The organism is Stutzerimonas stutzeri, from assembly GCF_002909485.1.
In the GTDB taxonomy this organism is placed as follows: domain Bacteria; phylum Pseudomonadota; class Gammaproteobacteria; order Pseudomonadales; family Pseudomonadaceae; genus Stutzerimonas; species Stutzerimonas stutzeri_AH.
On record NZ_PPXG01000007.1, the window covers coordinates 272,319 to 284,667 of the forward strand.

Here is a 12,349-nt window from a genome sequence, read left to right on the forward strand (position 1 = left end):
AGCGCTCGCTTCACGGCACTCCATCGTGGGGTTCGACGTTGCGTTGCTCCTGGCCGAGATGTTCGCCAAGCTCACGCAGTTGAGCGGATATCTCCAGCATCCGATGGTGGGTACGCAAGTCGATATCGATCTTCTTATCCATGGTTTTGATCAGCGGCAGAAAACTGTTCTGCAGGCTGTCGGCCAGATTCTCCAGCAGCTTCTGTACGGCTGGCTGAGGCGGTGCGACAACTTCTACCTGCGGTCTTAGCCGACCAAGATTATCCAGCCCGCTAATCAGTTGCTCCCAGGGAATACGCGCCTCATCACGGTCGGACTTGCCCGTGCTCAGCCCGCGCACGCTTTCGACCAGATCGTTGAGCTGCGCGACTACGCGGCCCCCGACATCGGTGTCACTGCCGCCCATGGCCTTGTTGCGCATGAAGTCACGCTTGATCTGCGCCCAGCGCTCGGCCTGAGTGTCCGTCATATTGCCGCGCAGCTCAGCGAGCTTGAGCAGGTTTTCCTCGGCACCAGTGGTGAGCAACTGCGATTCACCCTGGTAATGGTCGGCGATCAGCTGCAACAGCTCTGCCTGGTTCATCACCGAACTGATCTTCTCAGCCATCTTGTTCATGTTGCGGTAACTGCCCTGCAACTTGAACGGCGGCTCGCTACGGTACTGGTCGGCCTGCGCGGCACTGACGATGTACTGCTGGTTGACCCTGCCTACGACATCGCGCACCTGCATCAAGCGTTCGAGCGTAGCGGTGATCTCGTTGATCTCGGCGGCGCTGTAGCTGTACGACAGCTCATTGGCGGAGAACGGCTTGCCCTGGGCCTTGTCGACCAGCCGGTAGACATCGGCCATGTCGCGGGTAGCCAGCGGCGCCAGGATCGGATTGGAGGTCAACGCATTCTCGATATAGCTGAGGCTGAATGCTTCCTGCATGCCTCCGAGCGTATCGCCGAGGTTGTAGATATCCGCACGGTTGGCAAGCATGTCAGGGATTTTGAAGACGTCACCGGATTCGGTATAGGGGTTGCCGGACATGATCACGCAGAATTTCTTGCCACGCATGTCATAGGTTTTGGTCTTGCCCTTCCAGACGCCTTCGATACGCCGCGTACCGTCGCAAAGCGAGATGAATTTCTGCAGGAATTCTGGATGGGTGTGCTGGATGTCATCGACATACAGCATCACGTTGTTTCCCATCTCCAGAGCCAGATTGAGCTTCTCCAGCTCCTGGCGCGAAGTGGCATCGGGCGCTTGCGCAGGGTCCACCGAACGAACCTCGTGGCCCAACGCCGGGCCATTGATCTTCATGAAGATCAGCCCCAATCGATGGGCTACATATTCCATCAGGGTTGTCTTGCCGTAGCCAGGCGGCGAGATGAGCATCAAAAGCCCCATCAAATCGGTGCGCTTGTTCTCTCCTGCAGTGCCCATCTGCTTGGCGAGGTTGTCGCCAATGAACCCCAGATAAACGTCGTTTATCAGCTTGTTGCGCACGAAAGAACTCAGCGGCCGTGGCTTGAACTCGCTAAGGCGCAGCGCCTCACGCTCACGACCGATCACGTCCTGACGCAAGGCCTGATAACGCCGAAGTTGTGGCAGGAAGCGTCGGCGATGGTTCTCGAGCCGCTCGAAATAGTCATCCAGCGACAGCATCAGTCGCTGGTCTTCAATGCGTGGGTGGTTGCCCATCAGCTCTTCTACAGCAAAACGCAGATCCACTTCAGTGACCCGCCTGCTCTGCCCCTCCGGCAAAAGAGCCAGCGCCACTGCTTCGGGGATGTAACGAGCAAGGTCGGACAGCTCGCCCTGATCGCAGAGTCCTTGCAACCAGTTGTCCACCAGCGCCCACCGCGCCGCTGGGCGCGCCTGCAGGCGCTCCAATGTCTGCACATAGCCATCCCAGACACGTGCCGCTTCCAGCTTTGCCTGCAGCGAGACAAGCAGCTGGCGCGCGTATTTGCTGAAGACGAATTCGATGCGTTCGCCAGCCAGCTCCTGTACGAGATAGCGCGCTGCGTCTATTGGCAGCCCGGACGGCAGCGTCATCCCTTCGTCGGCCGCGAACCGCTCAATCGCCGAAGCGATTTCCGCCTCAAGCTGATCGAGTCCATCACGGCGACCAAAGAGCTGCTGAATATGCCGACTGGTGCGGGCGCGCTCTGGCCACTCCAACGCAATGGCCTCACCCTGGACGCTGTTCCAGAAAAAACAGCCAGTGCCTCGCGCCATCGGCGTATGGCTAAGCAGCCCTGCGCTGTCGCGAAGCGGTAGCAGGCGCGCCAGGATCAGCGCCGCATCGTGATCGTGGATACCCTTTTCGTAACCTTCCCGGTAACGAGGGGCGGCAAAATCTCGAATGCGCCTGGTCAGCGCCTCACGGTCGGCGAGTAGCTGCTTTAGGCTATTGATATCCAGGCCGTCGTGTCCGCCATCTGCGGCGGCGAGCACTTCGCCGGCCAGGTACTCGGCGCGGTACAACGCTTCCGATTCCGACTCCAGCGACACCTGCCAGAATTCGCGTAACGCTTCGAGCTCGGGATCACGCAACGGCTCGAGAAAATCGGTCCCGGTCAGGTGCAGATAGAGCTGATCACCACGGGGCAGCAGGGTCAGATCCAACTCCTGCGTGTTGACGTTAAAGCGGTGGCGCGGGCCCAGCCGGATGACATTGCCACCGGCCTCGAACAGCTCACTCTTGTCGCGCATCGCCCGCACCGCCTGGTCGCGGGCGCTCTTCAGGCGCGCCTCCACATCGTCTGCCTTGACGCTGTCCTTGAGGTCGCGCAGGCGTCCCACCATCTCACGCAGTTTGAGAATTAGCGGGTCGGCGGCAAAGAAGGCGTTGAGCTCCTCGGTCTGGTTCAGCCGGGCAGTACGGCGACCGAGGCTGTCGAGAATGCGCGACGCAGCATCGAGAACGCCCTGGGCGCGGCGCTGGCGGTCATCAAGCAGGCTCTGCTTGTGCGCCTCGAAGGTCTCCAGCAACTCCTCACGCTTGCTCAGGATGTCGCCGAGGAACTGTTCGTGATCACCGAACTGGCTTTCCAGCTCCTCGAGCTGCACCAGCAGACGTGAGAGCTGCTCGTCGCAGCGCTCCGGGTCCGATGCCTGGGCCAAAGCGTTGGTGATGCCCTGGCTGAACAATTTGAACTGAGCACCGAACTGGGCGACTGTTTCCGCCGAACCGAGCCCCTTGCGGCGCTGCTCCGCTCGCGCCTTGGCCTGGTTGAGACGTGCGTACACTTCCGAAATCGATTCAACGATGCGGGTGCGCTCGGTGGCATCATCAATCGACAACGACGCCATCAGGCCCGAAAGCATGTCCAGCCCTGCAGCCATCTCCTGCATGCCGGCCAAGGGCTCATTGAGCTGGGTGACGGTTTCCGCCTTCTGCGCCACCGCATCGAGGTCACTGAGTTCCAGCAGGTAAGGCTCGAGCGCCGCATCGCTGGCCAGGAACCTCGAAGTCGCCAAGCTGGCCCGTTCCTGCGCCTCGAGCAGTTCGGCCTCCATGGCATCGATGCGCGAGACATCGATATAGCGGTAGTCACGAATGGTCAGCAGCTGGCCACGATGTGAGTTGATTGCGTTTAACGCTTCGACGAACTGCTGCACCCTGTCCCAGCTGTCGGTCAGCAGCCCGGAGAGCAGCGCCTTCTGGCGAGTTTGAGCTTCGGCCATCGCGCGGGTCGATTGCTGACGAATGCTCTCGACCTTCTCGAATTCATCGAGCACCAGCTCGCCGGTCGCTGCAATCTCGCGCAGCAGCAGGGCAAGCCCCTGGCACTGGGCATCGCCCAGCCAGTGGTAAGCATCGAACAGACGGCGGGTGTTCTGGCAGAGTTGGGTATAACGCTGCACCGATATCTGCGGCGCATCGATCTCGCGACTCAGGTTGAAAAGGTCGGATACGCCGCGCACCAACTCGGCGTTGCCGATGCGCCCAAAAAACCCGCTGCGCGCAGGCTGCCGAGCGGCGAAGTCATCGGTACAGAACGGCGTCTGCCAGATTTGCATCGGGTGAATGCGTGTGGGCTCACTGCCTTCGGCGGAAAAGATCACCATGCGCCCGTCTTCGAGCCGGGCATAGCCATGACCGAAGATCGGATTCTGCAGTTGGCGGTCGATCATGTTGTAGGTAAATAACGCCGATCGCCCTTCTTCCGGATGGTAGAAGATGTACTGCACATCTTCACCGTTAGGTGAGCGCACCGCGCGCTTGAAGCGCATGCCGTCCATCGACTGCTCGAATGCCTTCGACTCTCCGTTCTGCAGGTAGTAGCCGCCAGGGAAGATGATTCCATGGTCTTCTGGCAACTGAACGCAGGCGAGCCCAATTGCATCAAGGCGCTCAACCGTGCGCGTCAGGCTGTTGAAGACCAGATAGCGCCACTGCTCTTCCCGATACGGCAGCACCTTGAGCAGGATCAGGCTACCGAGCCTGGCGTATTCGATCTGGGCATCGTCGAGGGACTGGGTCTTGTCCAGCACCGCCTCACGGTAGATGCCTAGGCCGTCGTCAGTATTGTTTTCGACCTTGACGGTCAGGTCGCCGCCAATGGTCTCGACGAACAATGTGTCGAGGATATTCAGATGCGGATGGCGGCCGTTGACCGCCATCTCACGAGAAGTCTTCTGCCATTCGAAATCGAATGGTGCCGGCAACGCGATATCGCGCTCGCCACGGTTGTCGATGTATCGGACATCCTTGCCGTCATTGGAGATTGACCAGCGGAATACCCGGATGTCCGTGACCCGCTCGCCGATCTGGAAGCTGGCCAGCAGCTTGCCGTCACGCACTATCAGCTGCAGCAAGCGGGTGTTTTTGTAGTAGGTGTACAGCTCGTTGAAGTCGTTTACGAAGCTGCTCTGGGCAAGAAAGCTGCCCTCAAGCGACACGGCTTGGGCTTCGTAGCCCTCGGCCTGCTCGCTCAATCGATAGATCGAAAATACGTCCTCGACACGGGTTTCTTTCTTGAGCCCGAGAAAAACGTTGTAGCCAAACAGCAAGCTGTCGCCGACCTGGGCGATGTCACGTGCAGTGCAGTTATTCTCGGTACGGATACGGACGCGTCCCACCACCTCCATTCGGCTACTGCCGAAGGCCTCCAGGCGCTCTTCGTTCAAGCTCTCGGTGATATGCCGAAGACGTAATCCCTGCTCCTGCAGTCGCTTGTGCAGCACCTCGTAAGCACCGCCTTGCGCGACGGCTTTATCGAGAATGTCCTGGGTATTTTCGGCTTGGACGTCCGACATCATGGGTCTTCCTTGAATCTATGCGGTCTGCAAGCAACGAGCCCCGGTCGCACAGGGCTGCACTAAGTAGCGGGGAACGCCGAATGGCTGGTGATCTGGAGGATGCCTCAAGCTCCGATTTTCTTGGCCACCTCGGCGAGCTTGTCGCGCATTGGCTGGTCGATTTCCTCGGGCCGGATACGTTCGATGATCTTTTTCAGCACGCGCGCTTCGTTTTCATCGATATCACCGTCGCGCTCGGCGATGCCCAGCAGTGCGCCCAGCTCGCTCACGTCCAGGCGGCCATCATTGGCAAAGCACTGAATCGAGCGGAAGGACATTTCCAGATAATCCCTGGGTTCAGACATAAACACTCCTTGCTGCAGCGGCTCAATAGGTGAGCCAGAACGGGCGCTCTGCTTTTTAGATGCAGGCGCCCTGGGATCATCAAACTTCGCTGGTGTCAGCGCGCACCGGTTTGGCTTCGGCAGCGCGGCCGTTGAGGAGGCGCGCCAGCACGTCCTGAACTACTGGACTCTTGCCAACCACTCCTTCGATCGCCTTGCCCACCGACAACGACTTGGCGAACGAATTGAAGAAGTCGCCTTCGCCACCGACGATCTCGATCTTGGCCTTCGACAGCGCTGCCGACAGCACTTCCGCCTGGTCCTTGGCGATGTCCTTGTTCGCCGCGATCGAGGCCATCGCCTCTTCGAAGCTCTTCTCCAGCTGCATGCGGAACTCTTCGTGCTGACGGGCGCCATCGCTGAGCGAGTCCAGTGCACCGAACTTTTTGCCCAAGCCTTCGGCCTCGGCGTTCAAGCGTTCCAAGAGCACGTGCGCCTCGGCCATACCCAGATCCTGGGCCGCCTTGGCCTTGGCACTGCCCAACTGCTCCTCGCCGCGGGCCTGAGCAGTGAGTTTTTCTTCCAGCACCTTGGCCTCGGCCAAGCCATCCTTTTCCTTGGCGCCTGCTTTGGCCTCAATCACCCGTGCCTCGGCCAAACCCTTCTCCTGCTCGCCTTTGGCAGCTGCGATCAGTTGCTCTGCCTGCACGCGTGCTTCGGCCAGCCCTTCCTTCTCCTTCGCTGCCGCGGTGACTTCACGCACGCGCGCATCAGCCAGGCCAGGTGCCGCACGCTCGGCTTCGACGCCCTCGGCAAGCTTCTTCTTGGCTTCTGCCTGCTTGGCAGCTGCCTCCAGTTCGGCCTGAGCCAGCGTATTGATTTCCACAGCCTTGTGCTTGGAGCGCGTTTCGTCCGCCTCGGCCTGCTTGACCTGACGTACCAGCTCCTGCTCTGCCTCGGCCTGGGCATTGAGCACCACGACCTGTTTCATTCGCTCGGCCTCGGAAACCTCGCGGACTTCCTTGATGCGTTCTTCTTCCTGGGCAACGGTTTTCTCGACCGCAACGCGCTCACGAATGACTGAAGCGATATTCTTGCGCTCTTCTTCCAGCGCCTTTTCCTTTTCGATTCGCTGCAATTCGACTTCACGCTCGCGGGCCACGATCTCCAGATCCTTGGCACGCGTCACTTTCTCGACTTCGATGACCACGGCACGCTGGCGGTTCTGCTGCGCCACCTCGACTTCACGCTGGTGGTTCTCGGCGCGGATATCCAGCTCCTGCTGGGTTTGAATGCGGGCCTGCTCGGCTTTCAGCCGCTCCTCTTCCTGCACCTTGAGCGTTTCAGCATGCTCGCGCGCACGAATGGTCTCGATCTCCCGCTTCTGCCTAGCCACCGCATCAGCCTCCTGACGCTCTAGCGCCAGAGTCGCCTCACGGGTTTCTACGTTCTTTTTCTTGATCGCCAACTCTTCGTTGCGCTCGAAGTCGTTGGTGATGATGTTCTGCGCAGCCGTCAGCTGAGTGATCTTGCGAATACCTTCGGCATCTAGAATGTTGTTTGGGTCCAGGGAGCTTTTGGGCGTTTGCTCCAGGTAATCGATCGCGACGTCTTCAAGCACATAGCCATTGAGATCGTTGCCGATCACTTCAACGATACGGTCACGAAAGCTCTGGCGTTCTTCGAACAGCTGGACGAAATCGAAGCGCTTGCCCACGGTCTTCAGCGCTTCGGAGAACTTGGCATTGAACAGCTCATTCACCGCTGCACGATCGGAGGCACGATCCACTCCGATCGCCTTGGCGACCTTCAGCACGTCCTGCTGGGTCTCGTTTACCCGTAGATAAAAGGCGACGGTGATATCGGCGCGCAGGTTGTCCTGGCAGATCAGACCATCCTTGCCGCGGCGATCGACTTCCAGCGTCAACAAGGAGATCTTCATGAACTCCTTTTTGTAGATCACCGGATAGACCAGAGCGCCTGTGAAGTGGACCTTGGGCATCGACGACATGTCGTTGACGATCAGTGCCGTGCCTTGCGGGACCTTGATATAGAAGGCTTTGAACAGGACAAAGAAGCCCATGATCAAGAGGAAGAACACGCCCAATCCGATCAGGAAAGGCATCACCAGTTCGAGGCTCATTACATCAACTCCTTTTAAAAGCGGGCTTAGACGCCCTTGAATTCACTTTCGGTAATGACCCGATAGGCATTCTCAGCCTCCAGGTACTCCAGCAGAACCACGCGATCACCGCGCTTGAACCCGACCTGCTCATCCGCTCTGACTCGCAGGATCAGCCCAGCACCGCCATCCTCCAGAGTGGCCTCGCCAAAACTCGACGTAACCGTACCGCTGCGCACGACAGCTACCTGGCCGAGCAACGAGCGATGAGTGGGCGCATGAAGCTTCAGAAACAGCGGGCGAAGTGGACGGACAAGCGCGCCGCAGATCGGCACTGCCAGCAGCAGCGCAACCACGGTCAGCACCAGGCCTAGTGGGTAACGCAAAATGCCGAGCGGCAGGAAGCGCAGCACCAACAGCTGGGCGAAGTAACAGAACAACCAGGAAAAGAAGAACAGCAGCGTCAGCACCAGCGTGACTGGAACCCCGGACAGACCGAATTTGAGCAACAGCCCAGCCAGGCCTTCCGGCTGAAACGACGTATCTTCCAGAGAAGACTCCATCTCGACGTCGAGTACGTCCACGTCGACCATACCGAGGGCCGCCACACACCAGTACAGAATGGCGATACCCAGCACGAAGCTGAGTAGCACCACCGGAAAGCTCAAAGCAGTCTGTATGAACAAATCCATCGATCACATCCTTGTGTTGTGCCGCGACTCTCGCCAATTCCGCGCGACCAAGCTCTCATAGTCGCTGATGGCGGGATCAGCCCTTGGCTTTGTCCTTCAAGCGTGCGAGCACGCTGTCTGCACTGGCGTTGTCGGCAACGATCCCCGCGGCGCGCAATTTGGCGTCAAGTGATTCGTCGACGCTAGACGCTTGCGCCAGCTCGGCCGTTGCCTCCATCTTCGCTGCGCGCTCGGCCTGTTGCTGCTTGATCCGCTCTAGCGACTCAACCGCGGTGTGCAACTTGGCCTGGGAGCCGCCGTAGCGTTGCGCGACGGCCATTTGGGCCTTCTGCACACTCTCCGTGGCCTTGACCGTATCAACCTGCTGTTTGAGCCGCTTGATATGCGCTTCCGACTGACTGACGGCCTTGCGCAGTTGCGCCACGCTCTCAGCGTAATTATCGGCCTGCTCGCGCTCGGCGATCTGCTCAGCCTCAAGATTGGCAATCTTTGCGGCCACTTCCTTGGCCAACGGCTCGTCACCGGACTCGAGCGCTTTCAACGCATACTGCTCGTATTCGCTGATTGCTTTAGCTGCCTTGTTGACACGTTCAGCAGCCAACTTCTGCTTGGCCATTATTTCAGCCAATGCCTCCTTGGCTTTGCGCAATTCGGAATCGGCATCGCGAATTTCCTGATCAAGAATGCGCAGCGCTTGGCTATCCACTACCGCCTCGCCCGCCTCATTGACGCCACCGCGCAGGGCGGTGAGCAGCTTGCTCCATACATTCATCTCAGATCTCCTTTAGAGCTCAAGCGCGGCCTTGAGAAAGCCTTCGTACGCCTCGGTAGCCTTGATCACGTTATCGCCAAGCAATTCGATCTCCAGCACCACATCCGAAAGCGTGGACGCCGAACTCAATGCACCGAACATGGTGTAGCAAGGCTGACCATCTGGAAGCGACTCGATGCCGATGCACGAAAGCGGAAACAACTTGTGGGTGCGCAATATCTGTTCATTGAATGCGGTCGGATCCTGCACATCAGAAACCGGCCAAAGCAGCGCTTCGACGATGATTTGCTCGCCGATCACCGCCACATAGATCGGCAGGTCACCATACTCGCGCATCGTGACGCGCAGGCTGGCGTCAGCCCCTTGGATCAGCTCGATTGCAATCTGACCGTTCTTACACAGTTCCGTGGTTTCAATAGCGTCATGCAACGCTTGGGCGGTCCATAGCTGCGGCATATTCATACCTTCTTCCATCTCACATGAAGCCAGCCCCTGAAGCGGCTGGCGCATTCTCTTCTCCATGGCCGCAAGCCGTACTGAATGCTCGGGCAAAATCCAGACTTCCTTTTTCACCAACCCCTGATCACGCAGGCGCTGCCGAAAAAGGCGCTGATAATGTGCGGACGATTTCGTTTCCATGCCGCCAGAATATCAGCACATGTGATAAGCGCAATAAGCTCACATGTAATTTTCCAAAACGTGAAGCGGAGCCGAGTCACGGCACACAGAGAAGCGCGACGAAAGCTTTCGAACATTGTCGCCTAAGCCGTTGCGCGCCGCCGCCAACCACAGCACGCGACTGAAATTCGTCAAGGCGACGAACGAGCTTTGACAATTATTCTCATTCTGATTAGCATCGCTACCAACAACGAACTTAACGGGTAGTTCTTATGTACGTCTGCCTCTGCCAGGGTGTAACCGACGGTCAGATTCGCGATGCAATTTACGAAGGCTGCTGCAGCTATCGCGAAGTGCGCGAGTCGACAGGCGTCGCCAGCCAGTGCGGCAAATGCGCCTGCGTTGCCAAGCAGGTCGTTCGCGAGACGCTTAGCAACGTACAGAACGCCCAGGCATCGCTCGCCTACCCTGCGAGTTTCGTTCAGGCCTAACAGACCGAAGTCGTATAGCCGGGCCCTGCCCGGCTTTTTTATGCCTGCAAATCAGTCAGTTGCCATTAAGGATGCGGAACGCAACCATTCTCGCTAGGTTTTAGCTTTTGCATTCAACGACTTAGGTTTGACAGGTCGCCCCTCCGTGGCCAGACTGCTTTCATTCCCACCGCTCCAGGCAGGCTAATTCCATGAAAGGCGACAAGCTGGTCATTCAGCACCTCAACAAGATCCTCGGCAACGAACTGGTAGCCATCAACCAGTACTTCCTGCACGCGCGCATGTATGAGGACTGGGGTCTCGGCAAGCTCGGCAAGCATGAATACGAAGAATCCATCGACGAGATGAAGCATGCGGACAAGCTGATCAAGCGCATCCTGTTTCTGGAGGGCCTGCCAAACCTGCAGGACCTAAGCAAACTGCTGATCGGAGAGAACACCCGCGAGATGCTCGAGTGCGACCTCAAGCTGGAACAGGGCGGCATACAGGACCTGAAAGTTGCCATCGCCTATTGCGAGAGCGTCGGCGACTACGGCAGCCGGGAGCTGCTGGAAGACATCCTCGAATCCGAGGAAGAGCACATCGACTGGCTGGAGACGCAGCTAAGCCTGATCGACAAGGTTGGAATGGAAAACTATCTGCAATCGCAGATGGACGACTGACTCAGTCGAACACCCCCGATAAAAAAAGCCCCGATCCAGTCGGGGCTTTTTTGTTCTAGCAGCGAAAACGCTTACTGCTCTACCGCCTCGGCTGGCTGCTCGGCTGCGGGCTGTTCAGCTCCGTCACCCTTGATATCCAGCAGCTCGAGGTCGAAGACCAGCACCGAGTTGGCCGGAATCAGCGGGCTCGGACTTTGCTCACCATAGGCCAGCTCGCTCGGAATGTAGAGTTTGTACTTCTCACCCACATGCATCAACTGCAGACCTTCAACCCAGCCAGGAATCACGCCTCCGACCGGCAGGTCGATCGGACTACCGCGCTTGATCGAGCTATCGAAGACAGTGCCGTCGGTCAGGCTGCCCTCGTAGTGCACGGTAACCACGTCGCTCTCGGTCGGCTGGCGGCCTTCGGCCGATTTGACGACCTCGTACTGCAGCCCTGACTCGGTGGTCTTCACGCCGTCACGCTTGGCGTTGTCTTCCAGAAACTTCTTGCCCGACTCGACCGCTTTGGCGTTCATCTCGACCATGCGCTCCTCGGCGCGCGTCTGCAGGAAGGTGAACGCTTCCATCAGCTGCTCATCGGTAAGCTTTTGCTCCTTGTTACCGATGGCATCTTCAATGCCCTGCGCCACAGCCTGGGAATCGAGATCATCCATACCCTCCTGCGCAAGGCTCTTGCCCATGTTCAGGCCGATGCCGTAAGACGCTTTTTGCGCCGGAGTGTCGAGCTTGACACTGGTCTGCGAGTCGCAGCCGGCCAGTACCAGGCCAACCAGAGCAACTGCAGGTGCCAAACGATGATGTCTCAGTCTCATGCTGTTTCCTTAATTACGCTGTATGGGCATATCGAAAAACGGATGACCGAGCTTAGCAGCGCATCCATGCACTGGCTACCGCACGCCCCGACCTCGGACCGTAAAGAGATTGCAAAGAAAGACGCGCATAACATTTCGCAACCGAGAGGCGTCGAACAGCAACGCGCAATACCGCCACATAAGATAAAAATCGCAGGCAAAAAAAAACGGCCTAATGGCCGTTTCTTTTTTTGCTCCAGGGTGTTCAGCGGACCCATGAAGCGAATATGGCGCAGCGGACGGGACTCGAACCCGCGACCCCCGGCGTGACAGGCCGGTATTCTAACCGACTGAACTACCGCTGCGCTAAACCTCGAGTGGTGGGTGATGACGGGATCGAACCGCCGACCCTCTGCTTGTAAGGCAGATGCTCTCCCAGCTGAGCTAATCACCCGTTTGCTCTCGAAGTGGGGCGCATTCTAGAGAGGGTTCCCTACCTTGGCAACCCCCTTTCGAAAAAAAAATTGCAGAAGTTCCAAAGACTTAGGAAAACCCCGGTTTAACAGCCATTTTTTCGTGTCAGTAGTGCATTAACCTCCCGCAGGGTTGGCCTGG

9 protein-coding genes and 2 tRNA genes are annotated in these 12,349 nt (G+C 58.3%); 2 read left to right on the top strand and 9 right to left on the bottom strand.

Annotation, left to right across the window (positions count from 1 at the left end; all coding sequences use genetic code 11):
• Window positions 1–10: 10 nt before the first annotated feature.
• The 6 genes from CXK91_RS17810 to CXK91_RS17835 form a co-directional block, all read right to left on the bottom strand.
• Window positions 11–5,254, bottom strand: coding sequence for a DNA repair ATPase (locus CXK91_RS17810; protein ID WP_103457441.1), 5,244 nt, complete (start codon window positions 5,252–5,254; stop codon window positions 11–13).
• A gap of 107 nt (window positions 5,255–5,361) precedes the next feature.
• Window positions 5,362–5,601, bottom strand: a complete 240-nt coding sequence (locus CXK91_RS17815; protein ID WP_103457411.1) for a hypothetical protein — start codon at window positions 5,599–5,601, stop codon at window positions 5,362–5,364.
• Window positions 5,602–5,680: 79 nt separating this feature from the next.
• A complete protein-coding gene (locus tag CXK91_RS17820) occupies window positions 5,681–7,723 on the bottom strand; it encodes a flotillin family protein (RefSeq protein ID WP_103457412.1) in 2,043 nt (680 codons plus the stop codon).
• Between the two features lie 26 nt (window positions 7,724–7,749).
• Window positions 7,750–8,394, bottom strand: a complete 645-nt coding sequence (locus CXK91_RS17825; protein ID WP_103457413.1) for an OB-fold-containig protein — start codon at window positions 8,392–8,394, stop codon at window positions 7,750–7,752.
• A 76-nt stretch (window positions 8,395–8,470) separates the two neighbouring features.
• Window positions 8,471–9,166, bottom strand: a complete 696-nt coding sequence (locus CXK91_RS17830) for a PspA/IM30 family protein (RefSeq protein ID WP_103457414.1) — start codon at window positions 9,164–9,166, stop codon at window positions 8,471–8,473.
• A gap of 12 nt (window positions 9,167–9,178) precedes the next feature.
• A complete protein-coding gene (locus CXK91_RS17835) occupies window positions 9,179–9,805 on the bottom strand; it encodes a YjfI family protein (RefSeq protein ID WP_103457415.1) in 627 nt (208 codons plus the stop codon).
• A 251-nt stretch (window positions 9,806–10,056) separates the two neighbouring features.
• Here CXK91_RS17835 and CXK91_RS17840 point away from each other — a divergent pair, with 251 nt between their 5' ends.
• Window positions 10,057–10,275 (top strand): bacterioferritin-associated ferredoxin, encoded by a 219-nt coding sequence (locus CXK91_RS17840; RefSeq protein ID WP_003284540.1) that lies wholly within the window; start codon window positions 10,057–10,059, stop codon window positions 10,273–10,275.
• A 191-nt stretch (window positions 10,276–10,466) separates the two neighbouring features.
• Window positions 10,467–10,937: a bacterioferritin gene (gene bfr, locus CXK91_RS17845; RefSeq protein ID WP_003284541.1), complete on the top strand. Its 471-nt coding sequence runs from the start codon at window positions 10,467–10,469 to the stop codon at window positions 10,935–10,937.
• A gap of 71 nt (window positions 10,938–11,008) precedes the next feature.
• On the opposite strand, the gene CXK91_RS17850 is transcribed toward bfr, so the two are convergent.
• From CXK91_RS17850 to CXK91_RS17860, 3 genes are all read right to left on the bottom strand, one after another.
• Window positions 11,009–11,755, bottom strand: a complete 747-nt coding sequence (locus CXK91_RS17850; RefSeq protein WP_103457416.1) for an FKBP-type peptidyl-prolyl cis-trans isomerase — start codon at window positions 11,753–11,755, stop codon at window positions 11,009–11,011.
• 267 nt (window positions 11,756–12,022) lie between these two features.
• Window positions 12,023–12,099, bottom strand: a tRNA-Asp gene (locus CXK91_RS17855).
• A 13-nt stretch (window positions 12,100–12,112) separates the two neighbouring features.
• Window positions 12,113–12,188 (bottom strand) — tRNA-Val (locus tag CXK91_RS17860).
• Window positions 12,189–12,349 lie beyond the last annotated feature (161 nt).